The 23,086-nt window shown below is 34.5% G+C and carries 17 protein-coding genes; 5 read left to right on the forward strand and 12 right to left on the reverse strand.

The annotated features are described in order from the left end of the window. Positions 1-276: 276 nt before the first annotated feature. The 11 genes from AC1DY0_RS00945 to AC1DY0_RS00995 all read right to left on the reverse strand — a co-directional run bounded on the left by AC1DY0_RS00945 (position 277) and on the right by AC1DY0_RS00995 (position 10,446). Positions 277-1,548: an MFS transporter gene (locus AC1DY0_RS00945; RefSeq protein WP_477186814.1), complete on the reverse strand. Its 1,272-nt coding sequence runs from the start codon at positions 1,546-1,548 to the stop codon at positions 277-279. 10 nt (positions 1,549-1,558) lie between these two features. After that, on the reverse strand, positions 1,559-1,786 hold the full coding sequence (locus AC1DY0_RS00950) for a hypothetical protein (protein ID WP_477186815.1): 228 nt from the start codon (positions 1,784-1,786) through the stop codon (positions 1,559-1,561). Positions 1,787-1,797: 11 nt separating this feature from the next. Next, a complete protein-coding gene (locus AC1DY0_RS00955) occupies positions 1,798-2,388 on the reverse strand; it encodes a TetR/AcrR family transcriptional regulator (RefSeq protein WP_477186816.1) in 591 nt (196 codons plus the stop codon). Between the two features lie 179 nt (positions 2,389-2,567). Beyond that, on the reverse strand, positions 2,568-3,731 hold the full coding sequence (locus tag AC1DY0_RS00960) for an FAD-dependent oxidoreductase (RefSeq protein WP_477186817.1): 1,164 nt from the start codon (positions 3,729-3,731) through the stop codon (positions 2,568-2,570). Between the two features lie 31 nt (positions 3,732-3,762). Beyond that, positions 3,763-4,521: a DUF6597 domain-containing transcriptional factor gene (locus AC1DY0_RS00965; protein WP_477186818.1), complete on the reverse strand. Its 759-nt coding sequence runs from the start codon at positions 4,519-4,521 to the stop codon at positions 3,763-3,765. Positions 4,522-4,958: 437 nt separating this feature from the next. Next, the gene (locus AC1DY0_RS00970) at positions 4,959-7,181 is read right to left on the reverse strand and encodes an NADP-dependent isocitrate dehydrogenase (RefSeq protein WP_477186819.1); all 2,223 of its coding nucleotides are present in this window, start codon (positions 7,179-7,181) and stop codon (positions 4,959-4,961) included. 287 nt (positions 7,182-7,468) lie between these two features. Then, the gene (gene rplS / locus AC1DY0_RS00975; protein WP_077370497.1) at positions 7,469-7,819 is read right to left on the reverse strand and encodes a 50S ribosomal protein L19; all 351 of its coding nucleotides are present in this window, start codon (positions 7,817-7,819) and stop codon (positions 7,469-7,471) included. Positions 7,820-8,030: 211 nt separating this feature from the next. After that, entirely contained in the window at positions 8,031-8,402 is a 372-nt protein-coding gene (locus tag AC1DY0_RS00980) for a hypothetical protein (RefSeq protein WP_477186820.1), read from the reverse strand. Between the two features lie 68 nt (positions 8,403-8,470). Further along, on the reverse strand, positions 8,471-9,148 hold the full coding sequence (gene trmD / locus AC1DY0_RS00985; RefSeq protein WP_100841719.1) for a tRNA (guanosine(37)-N1)-methyltransferase TrmD: 678 nt from the start codon (positions 9,146-9,148) through the stop codon (positions 8,471-8,473). 176 nt (positions 9,149-9,324) lie between these two features. Continuing rightward, positions 9,325-9,972: a DNA/RNA non-specific endonuclease gene (locus AC1DY0_RS00990; protein ID WP_477186821.1), complete on the reverse strand. Its 648-nt coding sequence runs from the start codon at positions 9,970-9,972 to the stop codon at positions 9,325-9,327. A gap of 30 nt (positions 9,973-10,002) precedes the next feature. Beyond that, positions 10,003-10,446 (reverse strand): DUF1569 domain-containing protein, encoded by a 444-nt coding sequence (locus AC1DY0_RS00995; RefSeq protein WP_477186822.1) that lies wholly within the window; start codon positions 10,444-10,446, stop codon positions 10,003-10,005. A 181-nt stretch (positions 10,447-10,627) separates the two neighbouring features. Here AC1DY0_RS00995 and AC1DY0_RS01000 point away from each other — a divergent pair, with 181 nt between their 5' ends. Together AC1DY0_RS01000 and AC1DY0_RS01005 are read left to right on the forward strand one after the other, a co-directional pair. Further along, the gene (locus tag AC1DY0_RS01000) at positions 10,628-12,754 is read left to right on the forward strand and encodes a M3 family metallopeptidase (RefSeq protein ID WP_477186823.1); all 2,127 of its coding nucleotides are present in this window, start codon (positions 10,628-10,630) and stop codon (positions 12,752-12,754) included. A gap of 346 nt (positions 12,755-13,100) precedes the next feature. Next, positions 13,101-13,607 carry an OsmC family protein gene (locus AC1DY0_RS01005; protein WP_477186824.1) on the forward strand — a complete coding sequence of 169 codons (507 nt, stop codon included), beginning with the start codon at positions 13,101-13,103 and terminating at the stop codon, positions 13,605-13,607. Positions 13,608-13,963: 356 nt separating this feature from the next. Here AC1DY0_RS01005 and sucC read toward each other — a convergent pair whose 3' ends face one another. Then, entirely contained in the window at positions 13,964-15,157 is a 1,194-nt protein-coding gene (gene sucC, locus AC1DY0_RS01010; RefSeq protein WP_477186825.1) for an ADP-forming succinate--CoA ligase subunit beta, read from the reverse strand. Between the two features lie 406 nt (positions 15,158-15,563). Here sucC and gltB point away from each other — a divergent pair, with 406 nt between their 5' ends. The 3 genes from gltB (at position 15,564) to lysA (ending at position 23,083) form a co-directional block, all read left to right on the forward strand. After that, on the forward strand, positions 15,564-20,081 hold the full coding sequence (gltB, locus tag AC1DY0_RS01015; protein WP_477186826.1) for a glutamate synthase large subunit: 4,518 nt from the start codon (positions 15,564-15,566) through the stop codon (positions 20,079-20,081). Positions 20,082-20,083: 2 nt separating this feature from the next. Continuing rightward, complete coding sequence (locus AC1DY0_RS01020) at positions 20,084-21,538, forward strand: glutamate synthase subunit beta (RefSeq protein WP_477186827.1); 1,455 nt, start codon at positions 20,084-20,086, stop codon at positions 21,536-21,538. Positions 21,539-21,859: 321 nt separating this feature from the next. Continuing rightward, positions 21,860-23,083: a diaminopimelate decarboxylase gene (gene lysA, locus AC1DY0_RS01025; RefSeq protein WP_477186828.1), complete on the forward strand. Its 1,224-nt coding sequence runs from the start codon at positions 21,860-21,862 to the stop codon at positions 23,081-23,083. The last annotated feature ends 3 nt before the right edge of the window (positions 23,084-23,086 follow it).

Below are 23,086 nucleotides of genomic sequence, written 5' to 3' on the forward strand. Positions count from 1 at the left end.
TTTTTTACCAGTAAAATAATTTTACATAACAAACTTAAATTCAATTATTTATGGAGGTTAAAAGTAGTTAATATCATTGTAAATTAATTGAAAATTTTTGATAAATCGGGGAACTAACAATTATATCCGATAAACGACTTTTCATCTTAAGAAATTACTTCTTTTGTGAATATTGTTGTGTTGATATTCAAGTCTTAGATTATTTTTTATTGCAGTTCTATCCTTTTGAATAGTTATGCTTTTAGATATATACCAAATAGAATTATTTTTTTGGGACTATATTTCATGAACAACATAGAGATCCTCATTTTTCTCCTTATTCTTTCTTTTCACCATTTTATTGACGCGGTACATAAGCACAATAGTTAGGATTGAAATACAAATGATTATAATCCCTAATGTGTCATAATGTTCCAATGGACTCAATTTGTCCTTTTGCACAACAATTGTTCCTGCAAAAGCTGCTGCAATACCTCCGGCAATTTGTTGCAAAGACGAGTTTATACTCATAAAAGCACCTCTGTCCTGCATTTCGGGAATAGAAGTAACCAAAGCCGTAGATGGTACCATACGTCCCATAACTCCCATCATCATAAGCACGTTTGCAACAGCAACCAATCCGAAAGCTGTAACACCGAGATTGGTGTAGATTGCGACCATAACAATTGTCCATAATGAAGCATATACAAATATTTTGTATTTGTCTATTGAGTCACTCAGTTTCCCAACAAAAGGCATCACCAACAATGTAGATAAACCAGCTATCATAAATATCATAGGTAGTTGATGTTGGGTAATGTGCAAATTGTTGATTGCAAAAGCGCTACCAAAAGGCATCATCATAAAACCTCCAACAGAAAGTAAAGCTGTGGCTGTGAAACCAATTCGGTAATCTTTTTTGGCAATAGTATGTTTTAAGTGTTCAAAAGGAGATTTGTCCTGCTGAACTTCTAAATGTTTAGTGATGGGTTTTAATTTAACTGCAATAAAAAATACCACAATCGCAGCCATTCCTGCAACCCACAAAAATGGAGCGTGCCATCCCCATGCATTGGCAAGATATAAGCCAATAGGAATTCCTAAAATTTGGCTTGCTCCAAATCCCATTTGAATAAATCCCATTACTCGTCCACGTTGTTGCATGGTAAATAAATCGGCTACAATTGCCATAGATATTGAACCGATAACACCTCCAAACAATCCTGTGATGATTCTTGCGACAACCAACAAAATGTATGAATTTACGATTCCACATAAAATGGTTCCCGCAATAAAACCTATATAAAAGAAAAGCAATAATTTTTTACGGTCAAATTTATCTGCAAAACCAGCTGTAAGAAGCCCAGAAATACCTGCGCTAAAAGCGTATGCCGAAACAACCAAACCAAAATGAGTTGGTTTTAGACTAAGTGATTTCATTAGTATATCGCCCAAAGGAGACATGACCATAAAATCGAGTATTACCGTAAATTGAGTTATTGCAAGTATGAAAACAGCAAATTTTTGATAGCCTGTAAATGGTGTTGCTTTTGGTTTTTGTTCTTTCATTTTCTATTGTTTATTCCAATGCAGAGCATTTGAAATTTTGATTATCTAAAAGGTTTATTATTTGTTCTTCGGATAAAGTTTCGCTAACAATTCGCAAAACACAATCAATATCTTCCTGGTCAAGTGTCCATTGATCTATTTCTGAGTTTTGATTCAATATGTTGCCTATCGTTTGTTTATCGCTTTCGGTTCTTATATTGGTTGCAAATACCAATATGTTTTCTATTTGGTTTTCCATAGTTAAACTTTTTACGGTGTCAATGCTTTTATCACTAATTCAAATGCTTCGTCAGTCGCTTCTTTGGTAAGTTTGAAAGGAGTTCCTGCCATATTTTTTCCTTCATTATGAAAACGGAGTAAAGTATATAAAGGGCCGTATGCTATACTCCAAAATATCTCTTTGGGCATACAAACTAATTCTTTTTTGTCAATCGCATTTTTTAAAAAATCACCCATTATTGTTTTGAAATCAAACAAGCTTTTTTCCAAAATACTATCTCGATAGCTAGAATGGCTCAAAAGTTCCCAACAAGCCACACTCAAAGGATGTTTTATTGTAAATCGTGCCCTGTTTTCCCATTGTTTACGCAATCCTTCTTTAAAAGGCATTTCAGGAGAAAAATCTTTTACCATCTCATTAAAGAAATCTTGTCCAATTTCGATGCCGATTTTTTTTATCAAATCTTCTTTGTCCGTGTAATAGATGTATAAAGTAGCCACCGACACGCCAGATTCTTTAGCCAATCGATTCATTCCAAAACCTTCAATGCCCAGTTTTACTAGCATTTCTATGGCTTTTTGTTTGACTATTTCTTCTTTGTTAGTATCTCTTGTTCGCATTTTTACTTTTTTGAAAAAACAAAAGTATTAATTATAAATGAATGTTCGCTTATTTATAAAAAAGATTTGAAAAAATTAACCGCAAAGAGCACAAAGAATTACACAAAGTTCGCAAAGCTTTGCGTGCTTAGCGCTTCCCTTTGTGCTCTTTGCGGTTAAAAAAGTTTTTAAATAGTTAATTATGAAAATTGCTGAAACATTTCCAATAATTTTTTTAGTCCCTCAGGAGAGTGCATAAATTCGGTATTGTTCATTGTTTCCTTTCCTTTTTCGGCAAATCTTGTAAACATCTGTTCTTCGTAATCTGCTATTGCCGATTTTAAATCAGTAAATTTTCCGTTGGTTAAGCTTTCGCTTAGTTGCAAAGCATCAAGCATTGCCATATTAACACCTTCACCAGCATAAGGTGGCATCAAATGCGCAGCATCTCCAATAATTGTAATGTTTGCTTGAGCTTCCCATTTCTGATCTAAAGGCATACAATATTGCGGTCTTGGGGTATATGTTATATTATCAAATTCAAATAATTCGAGCCAAACATTATCCCAATTGGAGTACTCTTTTTTGAACCATTCCAAAACTTGTTTACTGTTTTTAAAGTCTATGCCACTTTCTGTAATCCAGTCGGCATTTATTTTCCAACCCGCATAGAAATCCAAACTGCCATCGCCTTTGGCACTCATCGATACTGTTTTTGAATCTCCGAAAGCCATAATTTTTCCGCCTTGCAATAAGTTGTGGATTTTTGGAACGTTTTTTTTAGAATCAGGAATATTGCCTTCTAATACTGTAACACCTGAATAAAAAGGTTGAATTGGTGTCACGAATGGACGAATTTTAGATTTTGCTCCGTCTGCTCCAATTACAATATCGACTATAACAGTCTCGCCGTTTTCAAAAACTATTTTCCAACTATTGTTAATGCTTTCAAGAGAAACAATATGGCTGTTCCAAACTACAGTATTTGGCTGTAAAGAATCCAATAAAATAGTTCTTAGCGGTCCGCGGTCAATTTCGGGTCTGAACCATTCATCTCCAAAATTACCGGTAGATTCATCATTGTGATCATCGAAGAAAATTTTTGCATTTTCATCAACAATACGAAGTCGGTCAGCACCTGGTCTGTAATTTGCGTTAAAAGCTTCCATCAAACCTGCTTCTTCAAGCGCTTTTAATCCTGATTCATAATGCAGGTCAAGTGTTGCGCCTTGTGCTCTAACCTCTCTATTAAAATCCCTTTCGTATACTTTTACATTTGCTCCTTTGAGTTGCAAAAGTCTTGCTAATGTCAATCCACCTGGACCTCCACCAATGATTGCTATTTTTTTGTCTTGTAATAACATTGCTTTATAAGTTTAAAATTATAAGGCAAAACTACTTCTTTGGCAAAGCTGAAAATTGTAAAAATCGGTCGTTTTTATTTTTGAATAATTCTTTTGGAGTGACACCCGAAAGTTTTTTTACTTCTTTAATGAAATGAGCTTGATCGGTAAAGTTTTGTTCAGGGAATAAAATGCCTTCTTTGATGTGCTGCACAGACGTTCTAAATCTCAAGATATTGCAATAGGCTTTCAAGGAAAGTCCAAACATTTGATTGAAATAACGATTGATTTGTCGGCTGCTCCAAAATACTTTTTCAGATAATTCTGTAACAGATAATGATCCGTTTGAAGAATAGATGAGGTTGAAAAGTTTTTGCTTTCTGTCGTCAACTTCTTTAGGTATAAGTGATTTTATTTTGTTGGTGATTTTAATGCAGAGTGTGTCAAAATCATTTAAATCTTCCTGTGTAATTCCCCAAAAGTTATTTGGCAATTGCTGCCCAATATTCAAAATTGTTGAAATGCTGGTGTCAAGCAAATATTCAATAGCCAAAAGTTTTAAATTGACTGCAAAAATAACAGTTTTAGCTGGAAGCATTGTTTGGGTTGGTTTGCTTTCTAATCCCTTTAAGAAAGTAGAAAAAGGCTCGGAGGATGAATATAAAAAGAAAACATCTATTCTTCCATCGGGAATAACCACAATTTCTTTTTCGATATCCGAATGGTTGGTAAGCATCCAAAACCTTTCCACAAAATCGGAAATGGATTCTTCGGCTTGGATTATTTTATGTTCAATATCGTTGTTGGACATTTGGTTTGCTTTTGTGCTTTGTAAAAAAATTATATAAGCATATTTCAAAGATACAAAAGATGTGCATAAAAAAAGGGGAGACTTAATTGGCCACGGATAACACTGATTAAACGGATTAGGACAGATTTTTTTAGTTGGGGTTTTATTATTTTTTTTGAATGATGATAAAAAAGCGAAATCTTCACCTTTAGCCCCGATTGCAGTGAAAATCCTTATAAGTCTCGTCTTTTGGGACGAGACTTATAAGATTGAAACGGAAAGCGGGACGATATTGCATAAAAAGCCTAATCTTTCTGCTCCAAAATAATCGACTCCGTTTTTAGATGTTTTTATCTGTGTGAAATCCGTTCAATTATTAAAATCCGTGGGCTATCTTAACAAAAAAAAGACAACCCTTTCGAGTTGTCTTTTGAATATAAATAGAAGCTTTTTTTGAATTAAGCTAGTTTTGCTAAAATACCATTGAAAGTATCGCTTGGACGCATTGCTTTGTCTGTCAAGGCTGGATTTGGTTGGTAATAACCACCAATGTTTTGAGCTTTACCTTGAGATCCTATTAATTCTCCGTTGATTTTAGATTCATTTGCAATAAACTCAGTAGAAATAGGAGCGAAAGTTGCTTTCAATGCTGCGTCTTTGTCTTGTGCTGCCAAAGCTTCTGCCCAGTACATTGCCAAATAGAAGTGTGAACCACGATTGTCAATTCCGCCTAATTTGCGAGTAGGCGATTTGTCTGTTGCTAAGAATTTTTCAGTAGCGACATCCAAAGTTTCAGCAAGAACAATTGCTTTAGAATTGTTTAATGTTTGTCCTAAGTGCTCTAATGAAGCTCCAAGTGCCAAAAATTCTCCTAGTGAATCCCAACGCAAGTATCCTTCTTGGATAAATTGCTCAACGTGTTTTGGTGCCGATCCTCCTGCGCCAGTTTCAAATAAACCACCACCATTCATTAACGGAACGATAGAAAGCATTTTTGCTGAAGTTCCTACTTCTAGGATAGGGAATAAATCGGTTAGGTAATCACGTAATACGTTCCCTGTTACTGAGATAGTATCCAATCCTTTTATAATACGCTCCAAAGTAAAGTTGGTAGCATCAATAGGATTTAAGATTCTGATGTCTAAACCAGTTGTATCGTAATCTTTTAAATATTTCTCTACTTTCTGAATTAATTGTCTGTCGTGCGCTCTGTTGTTATCCAACCAGAAAACCGCAGGAGTACTAGACAAACGAGCTCTGTTTACGGCTAGTTTTACCCAGTCTTGAATTGGAGCATCTTTCGCTTGGCACATTCTGAAAATATCGTTTGCTTCTACGCTTTGTTCCATCAAAACAGTTCCGTTTATATCGACAACGCGAACAACTCCGTCTGCTTTCATCTGGAATGTTTTGTCGTGAGAACCGTATTCTTCAGCTTGTTGTGCCATCAATCCTACGTTTGGAACACTTCCCATTGTAGTTGGTACAAAAGCACCATGTTTTTTACAAAAATCGATAGTGGCTGTATAAACACCAGCATAACATCTGTCTGGGATAATTGCTACAGTATCTTGTTGTTTTCCGTCTTTATTAAACATTTGCCCAGAAGTACGAATCATTGCAGGCATAGAAGCATCTACAATTACATCTGAAGGAACGTGAAGATTGGTGATTCCTTTATCTGAATTTACCATTGCTAAAGCAGGTCCGTTTTCGATAGCTTGTGCAATTGCAGCTTCCACTTCGGCTTGTTGAGGATGTCCTGCAATTTTTGCATACACATCTCCTAAACCGTTATTAGTGTTGATGTTCAATTCTGAAAATAAAGCAGCATATTTTTCGAATACATCTGCAAAATAAACTTCAACGATAGCACCAAATATGATAGGATCAGAAACTTTCATCATTGTTGCTTTCAAGTGAACTGAAAGTAAGATGTTTTGTTCTTTGGCTTCTTTAATTGTTTTTGCAACAAAAGACTTTAAAGCATTAAGGTGTAAAACTGAACTGTCAATAATTTCTCCAGATTTCAAAGGAGTACTTGCTTTAAGAACGGTAGCTGTACCATCTTTGGCAACAAATTCTATTTTAACATCAGTGGCATCAGCCAAAGTAATTGATTTTTCACTTCCGTAAAAGTCACCGCTTTCCATAGAAGCTACGTGAGTTTTTGAATCAGCAGTCCAAGCACCCATTGAGTGTGGATTTGCTTTTGCGTAATTTTTAACTGCTTTTGGAGCTCTACGGTCTGAATTTCCTTCACGTAAAACTGGATTTACAGCCGATCCTAAGATTTTAGAATATTTTGCTTTGATTGCTTTTTCTTCTTCGCTTTGTGGATCTTCTGGGAAATCAGGCAAAGCATAACCGTGAGATTGTAATTCCGCAATGGCAGCTTTCAATTGTGGAATTGACGCTGATACGTTTGGTAATTTTATGATGTTTGCTTCAGGAGTAGTAGCCAATTGACCTAATTCCAATAAAGCATTTTTGGTTTTTTGATCTTCCTTTAAAAATTCCGAAAAATTCGAGATGATTCTTCCAGCAAGTGAAATGTCTCTTGTCTCAATTTCGATATCAGAAGTAGCAGTAAATGCCTGAACAATTGGTAAGAAAGAATAGGTTGCCAATAAAGGAGCCTCATCTGTAAGTGTGTAAAAAATTTTAGCTTTTGGTGTCATTTTTTTTATTTTTATAATCTAAATCACAATTAATTTAAGGCCTTATTAAGAATTACATCGTTTGAGATAAGGCGGGCAAAGATACGAAATGCTCTTGTAATAGAGATTTTATTTGTATATAAAAAAATAAATTAAAAGAGACATTCTGTGATATTTTGAATTTGATATTTTTAGTGTCGTTTGATTTCTAAATTATGAATTTTGGCACTGTAAAATTATCAAAAAAAAAGTCCCAATCTCGATTTTCATCGGTTGGGACTTTTTTATCATTAAAGAAATAGTGTAAACTATCTTCTTTTGTCTCTAATCTTAGCTTTTTTACCAGTAAGTTGTCTGAAGTAGAAAATTCTAGCTCTACGTACAGCACCTTTCTTGTTGATTTCAATTTTTTGCAAAGCTGGCAAGTTTACTGGGAAGATACGCTCTACTCCAATTGCACCTGACATTTTACGAATTGTAAAAGTTTCTGTGTTAGCAGAACCTCTTCTTTGAATTACAACACCTTTAAAAAACTGTGTTCTTGTTTTTTCACCCTCTTTAATTTCGTAGTAAACTGTGATTGTGTCTCCAGCTCCGAATACAGGGAAATCTTTTCTTGTTACGAATTCGTCTTGAACGAATTTCATTAAATCTGCCATGATAATTTTTTTAATTATGGTTTAAATAGAGCAACATTCGCGGTTTTCGCCAGAGGTTGGTCTAATGAGGGTGCAAAATTAATTATAAATTATTAATTATGAAGTATAAATTATATTTTTTTTTGATTGATTCGTCTGTTTGGAAAAGGCATAAAAAAAAAGCCTTTATAATTAAAAGCTTTTTTTTGTCAATTGTATAACTATGAAAAAATTAAGGAACCATTTTTGCTTGTTTTACTTTCTTTATGATTTCTGCAGTTTTCTCGTCTGTTTTTGCTTTAATATCACTGTATTTGTTTATCCCCAACGACGAAGTCAACGTTTTGTCTCTTTTATCAAATAATTTGTCAATTTCTTTATCGCGATTTTCTTTTGATAAATTCTTTTCGTCTAGACCAAACAGTTCCAATACTATTGTACTGTTTGCATTTCCAAAATAGGTTTTTTCATCATCACTTAGTGCGATACCGTAAGTTTTGTTGAGTTCATTCAATAAGGATGTTCTATTTATTCCTTGAGCAAATGAAACAGCTGAAATGAAAAAAGTAACAATTAAAATTACTTTGAAGATTAATCCTTTCATGATTTTATACTTTTAAAGGTTATTAAGAAGCGAACTAATTCTTATTTTAAAGCATAAATATATGAAAATTAATCGTTTAACAAATCAGGTCTTCTGTTTTTCGTATGCTCATAGGCAGTATCTTCTCTCCATTTGTCAATTTTAGCAAAATGACCACTCAACAACACATCGGGAACTTTCCAGCCTTTGTAATCGGCAGGACGTGTGTAAATTGGGCCTGAAAGCAATCCATCCTGAAAGCTATCGGTCAATGCCGATGTTTCGTCACTCAAAACTCCTGGAATCAATCGGATCAAGGCATCGGATAAAACCAAAGCTCCCAATTCTCCTCCAGACAAAACATAATCACCTATCGAAATTTCCTTGGTGATAAAATGGTCGCGAACGCGTTGATCGACACCTTTATAGTGCCCACACAAAATGATAATATTTTCATACATCGACATCGTGTTGGCCATTTTTTGGTTTAGTGTTTCACCATCGGGAGACATATATATGATTTCATCATACGATCTTTCACTTTTCAGGTGGGTGATGCAGGCATCTATGGGCTGAACAGTCATAACCATTCCGGCTCCACCGCCAAAAGGATAATCGTCAACGCTTTTTTGTTTGTTTGTCGTATAATCTCTTAAATTATGAAAATGAACCTCCACTAATCCTTTGTCAATGGCGCGTTTCATAATCGAAGCTTCAAATGGACTTCTCAATAATTCAGGTAATACGGTTATAATATCAATTCTCATTTCTCTTTTTTAGGAACAGCAAAGGTACAAATAAATTAACAAGCCCATTTGTAACTTTAATTCAAAACAAATGGAATTTTGAGAACGTTTTTTTTTAAAACCATATAAGTAATATAAGGCCATATAAGAAAACTTAAATGAACTTATATTACTTATATGGTTGTTATTAAAAAGGGCTAACTAAAACTCCATTCCTTGTAACTCAACTCTTTTTCTATTTTTTCTTCTATTTTTTCAGATAGTTTTTGGTTGAAGTCAATCTTTGTGATTTGTTCAATATCTTCGATAGTTGTGGCAAAAGTAAAAAGAGGAGCATCCGATTTTTCATTGGGAACCAAAAATGCAATCATAACCAAAGCATTGTCCTGCACCCGAACAACGATTTTAAAAAAATAATCAGGAACCGAAACTTCCTCGTCACCAATAGTAATCAAATTATCATGTAAGATGCTTCCTGTCACAATAAAAACAGCCTTGTATTTATCTGCCCAATATCTGATTTTTTGTTCCAGTCGGTTCCAGACTCCGGCGTTGAAAGCTTTGTTCTGTGGAGCTACATTCGATGTGTAAAAAGTATCTTTGTAGGCCTCTCCGGAAAATTTCATATCGGCTGCTGGAACTAGATGCCCTTTGTCGTAACCGGTATCTTTATAATTTTTCCAATGTGCCGATTCAGTATCAACCAAAGGATCTTGTTTAAAATAAGGTCTCTCAAAATGATGCTGTTGCTGAGACTCCGCTGTCAAATAATACGCTGCCCACTCTGCTTGTTCGTGTTCTTCAGAATACGACAGAAAGAAATGCTTATGCCTGATGATACTCATAAACGAATATTTTTTTAAATATTTTTTGGACTAAACTCCAAACTGCCTCAAATGGTGATCCGTATGTCTCCACATCAATTTATCCCAATCCTCATAAGTCATTTTGCCCCAAAAAGGATGATCCATAAGCTTGATAACTTGAGTGCCATTTGCAAATTGGCTAAAACTTTCGGCTAATTCTTTTCTGCTGGATTCAAAATCATAAGAACCTTCAAATTTCAGTTCTTTGGCCGTAGGGCTATTTTTTCCAAAGTCACTATTAAAGGCTTTGTTTTTAATTAATCTACCTAAAATGCGCAACAGGAAATGCGTCTTCAGCTCTTTTGTACCAAACGCAATCTGAATCGAAGCGTTGCAATGCTTGCACATTTGATCCACCGTCATCTTACCCCACTGGGCTTTACTCTCAGGCAATAAGGAGTTGATTCGGGCAATTATAGCCTCATTATCAGCTTTATCATATATTGAACCCATTTTTCTTTGGTTTAAAGTGATTAACAAATATAAAATATATTTCACATGAATTAATCTTAATTTTTTGCAGATATATCATAATGACTCAAAATTTTGCGAATATTTACTAATAGTTGTGATTTTAACACATTAAATACTTTATTTGACTATTTTTATATCCAAAATTAAACAATTATCAACTATGCAAATTTTTTCAAAACTATTTATCACTAGTTCATTGTGTTTTGTTTTGTCCCTGCAAATGCAAACAATGAGTGCTCAAAACAATGATGTAAAAATGACAAATCCGCTATTACAAAAAAGTACGTTACAGTATCAAACTCCCGATTTTAGTTTGATCAAAGACGAACATTTTAAACCTGCTTTTGAATATGGATTGAAAGTTCATGATCAAGAGGTAGAAACTATTACAAATAACACTGCTAAGCCTACTTTTCAAAATACCGTTTTAGCTTTAGAGACCTGTGGAGTAGATTTAAACAGAGCCGTAGGGATTTTTTATAACCTAACAGGTTCCAACACCAATCCAACCTTACAGGCTGTTGAAGCGGAATATGCTCCGATTTTCTCAGGGCATAACGACAAAATTTATTTGAACAGTAAATTATACAATCGTTTCAAAACAATCGATTTGAATAAACTAAAAGGAGAAGACAAAAAGTTAACTCAATATTATTTGCAGCAATTTGAATTAGCAGGTGCTAATTTATCCGAAGCAGATAAAGAAAAAATGAAAAAAATCAATGAAGATCTAGCTACTTTGAGTACTCTTTATGGAAATAAATTATTGTTGGCTCGTAAAAATGCAGCAGTGATATTTGATAATGTAGCGGATTTGGATGGATTAGGTGCTGATGAAATTGCTGCGGCAAAAGCAAAAGCTAAAGAGGCTGGTTACGAAGGTAAATATGTAATAGGTATTATGAACACCACACAACAACCTTTACTATCTAGTTTAAAAAATAGAGCAACAAGAGAAAAAATATTCAAAGCTTCGTGGTATCGTGCCGAAAAAAATGATGAAGGGGACACTCGCGAAGTATTGGAAAAAATAGCAAAATTGCGTTTACAAAAAGCCAATTTGATGGGCAAGAAAAGTTTTGCTGAATGGAAATTACAAGATCAAATGGCACAGAAACCAGAAGTGGCAATGGAATTATTAGCCAAAATTGCTGGACCAGCGGTTGCCAAATCAAAAGTTGAAGCCAAAGAAATTCAAGATTTAATAGACTCTCAAAACGGCGGCTTTAAATTAGAGCCATGGGATTGGAACTTTTATGCAGAGCAAGTACGTAAAGCCAAATACGATTTAGACGAAAGTCAAACAAAACCTTATTTTGAATTGAATACAGTTTTAGAAAAAGGAGTGTTTTTTGCAGCCAAACAAATGTATGGTATCACATTCAAGGAAAGAAAAGATTTACCAGCCTATAACCCAGATGTAAAAGTCTATGAGGTTTTTGATGACAAAGGGACTTCAATCGCAATTTATTACCTTGATTTTTATACGAGAGATAATAAAAACGGTGGAGCCTGGATGAATAATATAGTGAGTCAATCACATTATTTAAAACAAAAACCAGTAATTGTAAACGTCTATAATTTCTCTAAACCTGTGGAAGGAAGTCCATCATTAATCAGTTTCGATGATGTAACTACTATGTTTCACGAGTTCGGACATACCTTGCACGGATTGTTTGCCAACCAAGAATACGTAACACTATCTGGAGCAGCGGTACCAAGAGATTATGTTGAATTTCCTTCTCAAATTAATGAACATGCAGCATTAGACCCTATAGTCTTAAAAAATTACGCAATTCATTACCAAACCAAACAACCGATTCCGCAGGAATTAATTGACAAAATTAAAAAAGCCGAAACTTTCAATAAAGGTTATGATGTAACCGAATTACTAGCGGCAGCAACTCTTGATATGGCTTGGCACAGTGTCGAGAAAGAATCTGATTTCAAACCTACTTTAGTTTTTGAAAAAGAAGCTCTTGAAAAATACGGATTGTTAGTCAATGAAGTACCTACAAGATACCACACACCTTATTTTGCTCACATTTGGGGTGGTGGTTATTCAGCAGGGTATTACGCCTACACCTGGTCAAAAACTTTGGACTACAACGCATTCGACTGGATGCAAGCCAATGGTGGTATGACTAGAGCAAACTGCGAGCGCTTCAAGAAATATATTTTATCCGTTGGGAACAGTGTTGATTTAAATAAAGCTTTCAAAGATTTCATAGGTCACGACATGCAAACTGAACCATACCTGAAAAATGCGGGGCTATCAGCTCATTAATTTTTTTTTACCAATACATTAAAATGACATTCGAAAGGATGTCATTTTTTTTTTTGGAGCAACTTCCTGCTCTCCGTTTCAAGCTTACTCGTAGCCTTGTTTTTTTTCTAGGGCAAAAAAGTAGCTTCCGCTGGTCGCTCCTTTTCGCCCAGAAAAAAATACAAGTCTCCTTCGCAAGGCTTTCCACTGTGATCAGGGCTAGGCTGTAGTGGAATTAAGAATTTCAGAAAACATTTTCATTTCATAACAAAAGGACTCAAAACGCAATTCTTGTTTTAGAACTAATAAAGAAAAATTTTAATATCTTTATTGTGTATGATAAATAACCATTAAAAATCTTTGACAGATGAATGCAGAAGAACTAAAAAACATACAGACACCAATTAAAGAAAAATATCGGGAACAACCTGATGCCGCAATAATAACGCTCAAAGCACAGGGTAAAATTGGTGACGGGATTTCTTGTAAAGTTGAGACCGGAAGGGTTTTGGCCGAGGCAGGTCTTCATCCAGCAACGGGTGGGAACGGAATGCTAGCCTGTTCAGGGGATATGCTTCTTGAAGCATTGGTTGCTTGTGCAGGTGTAACTCTTAGTGCAGTATCTACAGCTCTTGGTATTGAAATTAAAGATGCAACTATTAAGGCTGAAGGTGATTTGGATTTCCGAGGTACTTTGGGAGTTTCCAAAGAAGTCCCTGTAGGATTTCAGACAATTCGTCTTTCATTCATTTTGGACAGCGATGCAACTGACGAGCAAATACAAACACTTGCAAAACTAACAGAAAGATATTGCGTCGTATATCAAACACTGGTAAAAGGGCTTCAGATAGAAACGGCGTTTAACAAAATATGAATAATATACAAAACCATGTTTTGGAATATGTATCTACAACCAATCAGAAACATATAATTCATATAAAACAACCACAAAATCCAAACTTGTTTAAGTTTCTTTTTAAACCAAAAGATTACTTCACTATACTTTTATTTACATAGGAGTTCAGTGAACTTCGTTTGTAACGCAAAACAGGACGATATTGACTAAAAAATAAAATGTTTCTGCTCCAAAAAATAACAATCAAACTCAGGTTTATAATTTATTAATAATAAAAAATCCTGAATTAAAATACATTGTTATGTATCTCTACTCAGGATTTTAAATTTAGTATAGTAGAAACACACCGCAGTATGTTTCAACAAAATATAATATTAAGAAAGTGCAGCTTGTACTTGATCAGCAGCTTCTTGAAATTGCACTGCAGATAAAATTGGCATTCCAGAATTATCAATTAATTCTTTAGCAATTTCAGCATTAGTACCTTGTAAACGTACAATAATAGGCACTTTAATAGCATCACCCATATTTTTGTATGCATCAACAACTCCTTGAGCAACACGGTCACAACGAACGATTCCACCAAAAATATTAATCAAAATTGCTTTTACGTTTGGATCTTTCAAGATAATACGGAAAGCAGTTTCAACACGTTTTGCATCAGCAGTTCCACCTACGTCTAAGAAATTTGCAGGTTCAAAACCAGCATATTTAATTAAATCCATAGTTGCCATTGCAAGACCTGCACCATTTACCATACATCCTACAGTACCGTCAAGATCTACATAGTTCAATCCTACTTCTTTTGCTTCAACCTCGATTGGATTTTCCTCACGAATGTCACGCATATCAGCATATTTCTTTTGTCTGTATAAAGCATTATCATCGATATTTACTTTAGCATCTACAGCTAAAATTTTATCATCTGAAGTTTTTAAAACTGGGTTGATTTCAAACATAGAAGCATCAGAACCAATGTAAGCATTGTATAATGAATCGATGAATTTAACCATTTCTTTGAAAGCATTTCCAGAAAGACCTAAGTTAAAAGCAATTCTTCTTGCCTGAAAACCTTGCAATCCAACAGATGGATCAATTTCTTCAGTAAAAATTAAGTGTGGAGTATGTTCCGCCACTTCTTCAATATCCATTCCACCTTCAGTAGAATACATAATCATATTACGTCCTGTACCTCTATTCAAAAGAACAGAAACATAAAACTCAGAAGTTTCACTTTCACCTGGATAATAAACATCCTCAGCAATTAAAACTTTGTGTACTTTTTTACCTTCAGCAGAAGTTTGAGGAGTGATTAATTGCATTCCGATAATTTCTTCTGCAATTCCTTCCACTTTGTCAATTCCTTTGGCAAGCTTTACTCCACCACCTTTTCCACGACCACCTGCGTGTATTTGTGCTTTTACAACATACCAACTTGTACCTGTTTCGGCAGTTAATTGTTTTGCAGCAGCTACAGCTTCTACTGGACTATTGGCTACAATTCCGCGTTGAATGCGAACTCCATAGCTAGCTAAAATTTCTTTTCCTTGATATTCGTGTATGTTCATAATATAGAATTTGTCTGGATTCTGAATCTATTTCAGAATAAAAGTGGCACAAAAATAGCAAAATTTAATTTAATTGAAATTTTTTTTAATTATAATAACATATAAAAGTAAAAAATACTGAATCTTTCATCTCAATCGTTATAGTGTGAAAAATTTAAAAATTCTCAGTGTTTTTGTTAAAATAATTATCCCCAAAAAGTATAATCCTATATTTATTACAAAAATGAAGGGTTTTTAAAATTTAAAAAAATATTTTTTGAAGATATGTCAATTCAGAAAGGAAATTTCAGCATTATTATCAAATATTCATACCTTTTTTAATTTTATAGCAAAAATAGAACCAAAACTATGTATTCATTAGTTATATGTTATGAAATCTTTAATTTTGTAAAAAAAAATATCAAGCATGAGAGTTAAAGAACAAGGCCTTTATTTACCCGAATTTGAACACGACAACTGTGGCGCAGGATTTATATGTAATTTGAACGGAATTAAGTCTAATGACATTATTCATAAAGCTCTAGATATCCTTATAAAGTTAGAACATCGTGGAGCAGTAAGCTCTGATGGAAGAACTGGAGATGGTGCTGGAATCTTATTTGATATCCCACATGCATTCTTTAAGAAAGTTTGTGATTTTGAAATCCCAGAAGTTAGAGAGTATGCTGTAGGAATGGTTTTTATGCCTAAAAGTCCAAACCAAGTGACATTTTGCAAAACCACTTTTGAAGACGCTATAAAAGATCAAAATCTATCTATATTAGGATGGAGAGATGTTCCTGTTGATGTTTCTAATTTAGGACAGATCGCCGCAGAAAAAGAACCAACCGTTAAACAAGTATTTGTTGGTAAAAACGGTTTAGATATTACAGAACAACAATTCAATGCCAAATTATTTTTGGCTAGAAAAATTGCTGAACATACAATACGTAATTCAAGAACTTCGGAAAGTCATATGTTTTACTTTTCAAGTTGTTCTACTACTACTATTATATATAAAGGTCTATTGATGCCAGAAGACATCAGCAGATACTATACAGACTTACTAGACAGCGACTTAGTGACCCGTTTAGCTTTGGTTCACCAACGTTTCTCTACAAACACTTTCCCTTCTTGGGATTTGGCACAACCATTTAGATACATGTGTCACAATGGAGAAATCAATACTTTGAGAGGAAACGTAAGCAGAATGCGTGCTCGTGAAGAATTGATGAAAAGTGACGTTTTTGGAGAAGATCTAAAAAAATTATTCCCAATCATTTTAGAAGGAAAATCAGATTCAGCTTCTATGGATATGGTTGTTGAGTTATTATTAATGACTGGACGTTCTTTACCGGAAGTTATGATGATGGTTGTTCCTGAAGCATGGGAAAAACACAAAACTATGTCTGATGAGAAAAAAGCATTCTACGAATATAATGCTTGTATCATGGAGCCATGGGATGGTCCTGCGTCTATACCATTTACAGATGGAAACGTAATTGGAGCATTATTAGATAGAAATGGATTGCGTCCTTCTCGTTATACATTAACCAAAAGTGGATTTGTAATCATGTCATCCGAAATTGGTGTTCTTGACATAAAACCAGAAGATGTAGTACAACACGGAAGATTGGAACCAGGAAAAATGTTCCTTGTTGACATGAATGAAGGTCGTATTATTGAAGACGAAGAAATCAAACATTCAGTTGTAACTAAGCGTCCGTATAGAGAATGGTTGGATAACAATTTATTGCAATTGGCTAAAATTCCTTACACGAACAATCCAATTCCAACTGAAAAAATCGACTTTGAAACAAGACAACGTCTTTTTGGTTATACAATTGAGGATTTAAAAACTATCATCAATCCAATGGGTGCTCAAGGTAATGAAGCATTGAGTTCTATGGGTAATGATACTCCTCTTGCGGTATTATCAGATCAACCACAATTATTGTACAACTATTTCAAACAATTATTTGCACAAGTAACCAATCCACCATTGGATGGTATTCGTGAAGAAATAATCACTGATACTAGTTTGGCAATTGGAGGAGATTACAACATCTTTGACATTACTGATGTTCACTGTAAAAAAATTAAAATTCAAAATCCTGTAATATCAAATGAGGATTTAGATAAAATAAGAAGCATTGACCACGTCGATTTCAAATCGGTTACCATTTCTACTTTATACAAAATAGAAAAAGGGGTAAATGGTATGGAGCGCGCTTTAGAAAAATGTGTACAAGCTACTTTCAAAGCGGTTTCCGAAGGATGTAATATTGTTATCCTTTCAGATAGAGGTGTTAGCAAAGAATTGGCACCAATCCCAATGTTATTGGCGACATCTTATATTCACCACTCTTTGAACATTCTAAAAGTTCGTTCTAAATTTGGTATTATAATCGAATCTGCTGAACCACGTGAGCCACATCATTTTGCTTTATTATTTGGATACGGTGCAAGTGCGATCAATCCTTATATGGTAAATGAAATTATTCATAACCAAGTAAACGAAGGATTTATTACAGGTGTAAAAGCTGATTATGCAATTACAAACTTTAATAAAGCAATTGCAAAAGGGATTCTAAAAATCATGAACAAAATTGGTATCTCTACTTTACATTCTTATAGAGCTGCACAGATTTTTGAAATTTTAGGTTTAAACAAAACATTCACTTCGAAATACTTCCCTTACACTCCTTCTAGAATTGAAGGTATTGGACTAATGGAAATTGAAAGGGAAGTTAAGAAAAGATACCAAAATGCATTTCCAAAATCAGAAATTGCAAATCTATTACCATTAGAAATTGGAGGTATTTACAGATGGAGAAGAAACGGTGAAAAACACATGTTCAATCCAACTACCATTTCAAAATTACAACAAGCTGTTCGATTGAATAGCCCAGAAAGTTATAAAGAATACTCTAAAATGGTAAATGATCAAAGTGAAAACTTGATGACCATAAGAGGTTTGTTCGAATTCAATAATCTTGACCCTATCTCTATTGACGAAGTAGAACCATGGACTGAAATTGTAAAAAAATTCAAAACTGGTGCTATGTCTTACGGATCTATCAGCCAAGAAGCTCATGAGAATCTAGCGATTGYCATGAACAGAATTGGTGGAAAAAGTAATTCAGGTGAAGGTGGAGAAAACGCAACTCGATTCCAAAAAGAATTAAATGGTGACTCTAAAAATAGTGCTATCAAACAAGTTGCTTCTGGAAGATTTGGAGTTTCGATCAACTATTTGACGAATGCTCAAGAGATTCAAATTAAAATGGCTCAAGGTGCAAAACCTGGAGAAGGTGGACAATTACCAGGTGAAAAAGTAGTGCCTTGGATTGCAGAAACAAGAAACTCTACTCCTTATGTAGGTCTTATTTCTCCTCCTCCACACCACGATATTTATTCAATTGAAGATTTATCTCAATTGATATTTGACTTAAAAAATGCCAATCGTGAAGCGAGAGTAAATGTTAAGTTGGTTGCAGAAGTTGGGGTTGGAACAATCGCTGCCGGTGTTGCTAAAGCAAAAGCCGATGTTATCTTGATTTCTGGATATGATGGAGGAACTGGTGCTGCACCATTAACATCATTACAACACACAGGTATTCCATGGGAACTTGGTCTTGCCGAAGCTCAACAAACTTTAATCTTGAATGACTTAAGAAGTCGTGTGGTTTTAGAATGTGACGGTCAATTGAAAACAGGTCGTGACGTAGCTATTGCTGCCTTGCTTGGAGCTGAAGAATTTGGATTTGCAACTGCACCTCTTGTAGCTTCTGGTTGTATCATGATGAGAGCTTGTCACTTGAATACTTGCCCTGTAGGTATTGCAACACAAGATCCAGAATTGAGAAAAAATTTCAAAGGAACACCAGAACACGTTATTAACTTCATGTACTTTATTGCCGAAGAGTTAAGAGAAATCATGGCTCAACTTGGTTTTAGAACATTGAAAGAAATGGTTGGACAATCGCAAAAACTGAATGTTAACAAAGCAATTAAGCATTATAAAGCTAATGGATTGGATTTATCTACCATTCTTTATAAACCAGAGAAAGCAAAAACAGTTCCAAATCATAATACTTCAACTCAAGACCACGCATTAGAAAACGTACTTGACTTTGATATCATTAAAGCTGCTATTCCTTCTATCTATAGAAAAGAAAGAACCAGAGTTACTTTTGACATCAAAAACACAGACCGCTCTGTTGGTGCAATTTTGAGTAATGAGATTTCAAAAATATATGGTGCTCAAGGATTACCAGAAGATACAATTCTTGTTGACTTTACAGGTTCTGCAGGACAAAGTTTTGGAGCGTTTGCTACTAATGGTTTGTCTTTCAAAATACACGGAAATTGTAATGACTATTTAGGAAAAGGACTTTCTGGAGGAAAATTAATTATTAAAGTCCCTCCTACTGCCACTTTCAGCCCAGAAGACAATATTATCATTGGTAACGTGGCTCTTTATGGTGCAATTACTGGAGAAGCCTACATTAATGGTATGGCCGGAGAACGTTTTGCTGTTAGAAATTCTGGAGCGACAGCAGTTGTTGAAGGAATTGGAGACCACGGTTGTGAATACATGACTGGGGGAACAGTAGTTGTTCTTGGTAAAACAGGTAGAAACTTCGCAGCTGGTATGAGCGGTGGTGTTGCTTATGTTTATGATGCCAAAAAGAAATTTGAAGATGGATTGTGCAATATGGAAATGGTTGCCTTAGAAACATTAGAAGAAGAAGATTTAGCTAAATTGAAACGCTTAATCAAAAATCATTCGATGTATACCAATAGCCCTTTAGCAAAACGCCTTTTAGCAGATTGGGAAAACGAAAGCAAACATTTCATTAAAGTAATGCCAACAGATTACAAAAAAGCATTACAAAGATTGGCAGAAGAAAAGCAAATTGAAGAATTAATAGCACAATAGTCATGGGGAAAATAGGTGGATTTAAAGAATATAATAGAGCCGACGAAAGTAACGTTGCTGTTCTAGAAAGAGTTACAAATTATAATGAGTTTACAATTCCATTATCAAAAGAAAAAATTAAAGAGCAAGGTTCCAGATGTATGGATTGCGGAATTCCTTTTTGTCACAGCTCCTGTCCATTAGGAAATTTAATTCCTGATTTTAATGATATGGTGCACCAAGAAGAATGGGAAAGTGCATTGCAGATTTTACAATCTACAAATAACTTCCCTGAATTCACAGGTCGTTTATGTCCTGCTCCATGTGAGAAATCATGTGTACTGGGAATAATCAAAGAACCGGTTGCAATCGAAAATATTGAAAAAAACATAATCGAAAGAGGTTTTGCCGAAGGTTGGATCAAACCTCAAACACCAGAAGTAAGAACAGGAAAAACTGTTGCTGTGATTGGATCTGGTCCTGCTGGATTGGCTGCTGCACAACAATTGAATCGTGCAGGTCATACTGTTACCGTTTTCGAAAGAGACAATGCAATTGGTGGTTTATTACGTTACGGAATACCAAATTTTAAATTAGAAAAAGGTATTATCGATAGACGTGTAAAAGTATTGGAAGCCGAAGGAATTGTTTTCAAAACAAATGTAAACGTAGGAGTTAACTTTAGCGTAGAAGAATTAGAAGCTTTTGATTCTATCGTATTATGCGGTGGAGCAACCGAAAGAAGAGGATTGCCTACTAAAGGTGCTGATAGCAAAGGTGTTGTTCAAGCTATGGATTTCTTGACTCAACAAACCAAAGTATTGTACGGAGAAAAAATTGAAGATCAAGTATTGGCAACTGGAAAAGATGTAATCGTTATTGGTGGTGGAGACACAGGATCAGATTGTGTTGGAACATCAAACAGACACGGTGCAAAATCAGTGACTAATTTTGAAATCATGCCAAAACCTCCAGTAGGAAGAAGCGAAACTACACCATGGCCATTTTGGCCGTTGCAATTAAAAACATCTTCCTCACATGAAGAAGGTTGTAACAGAAACTGGTTGATTAATACTAAAGAATTCCTTGCTAATGAAAAAGGAGAACTAGTGGGATTAAAAACCGTTGAAGTACAATGGAAAATAACACCAGGTCAAAGACCTGAACTAATAGAAAAAGAAGGTTCAGAAAAAATTTGGCCTTGTGATTTAGCTTTGTTAGCTCTTGGATTTACAGGTCCAGAAAAAACATTAGCTGAGCAATTAGGTATAGAAATTGATATTAGAACTAACTATAAAGCAACAAACTATAGAACTAATGTGCCACATATCTTCACAGCTGGTGATATGAGAAGAGGTCAATCTCTAATTGTATGGGCTATCTCTGAAGGTCGTGAAGCTGCTAGAGAAGTTGATTTATACTTAATGGGATTCACCAATTTACCAACAAAAGGAAATGGCGATTTACCCGCTTTATAGTATTTGAAATAAAAAGTTTAAAATCCCTTGATATCATTTTTGTCAAGGGATTTATTTTTTAAAACGCATCAGAATTCAAACTTCGTTAAAAATTTAATTATTCAACAAAATAAATGTTAACAGAATACTGTTTTATCATTACAAAGACACATTCACCAAATTTTGAAAATAAAATCAATATTTTAGAATAAAGTTAAAAAAAACCACAAACAGGAACTATTTGTTGTAATTTAAACAATTTGTTATAATTTGTTAAATAACCTCAAATTGTTTGGTCGTAATACCAAAGAATAATAAATTTGTCAAAAAATAATAAGCAAGATGCAAGCAAACGATTTACTACACTTAGCAGAACAATTTGGAAGTCCACTTTATGTGTATGATGCCGAAAAAATACAATCCCAGTATAATCGATTAACGAAGGCTTTTTCTAAGGTTCCTAATTTACGCATCAATTATGCAATGAAAGCATTGTCTAATGTCGCTATTCTCCAATTATTGAGAGATATGGGATCTGGATTGGACACTGTTTCTATTCAAGAAGTACAGTTAGGTTTACATGCTGGTTATGCACCAGAAAAAATATTTTACACTCCAAATGGCGTTTCTTTAGAAGAAATTGAAGAAGTACATGCATTGGGAGTTCAAATCAACATTGACAATTTATCTATATTAGAACAATTCGGTGCAAAACATCCTCATGTTCCAGTTTGTATTCGTATCAATCCACACGTAATGGCAGGTGGAAATGCTAATATTTCGGTAGGTCATATCGATAGTAAATTTGGTATTTCTGTACATCAATTGCCGCACTTAGTTCGTATCGTTGAGAATACAAATATGAACATCGTAGGTATTCACATGCATACAGGTTCTGATATATTAGATATTGAAGTATTTTTATATGCTGCCGAAATTTTATTTGATGCCGCCAAAAACTTCAAAAATCTAGAATTTTTAGATTTCGGAAGTGGATTCAAAGTTCCTTACAAAAAAGATGATATTGCTACTGACATTGATGAACTAGGTAAAAAATTATCAAAAAGATTCAATGCTTTTTGTACTGAATACGGAAAAGATTTGACTTTGATTTTCGAACCAGGTAAATTTTTAGTAAGTGAAGCTGGATTCTTTTTGGCTAAAGTAAATGTAGTAAAACAAACAACTTCTACTGTATTTGCAGGTATAGACAGTGGTTTCAATCACTTGATTCGACCAATGCTTTATGGTTCACAACATTTTATTGAAAACATCTCAAATCCAAAAGGAAAAGAGCGTTTTTACTCAGTTGTAGGATATATTTGTGAAACAGATACATTTGCAACCAACAGAAGAATTTCAGAAATTAAAGAAGGAGATATTTTATCTTTCCGTAATGCTGGAGCTTATTGCTTCTCAATGTCTTCTAATTATAATTCAAGATACAAACCTGCAGAGGTTTTATGGATGAACGGACAAGGGTATTTAATCCGAGCTCACGAAAAATTTGAAGACTTACTTCAAAATCAAATTCCGTTGCCTGTAGCTGCTGCAGAAACAGTTTAATAT

The sequence above is a fragment of the Flavobacterium sp. P1_E4 genome (genome assembly GCF_056405915.1).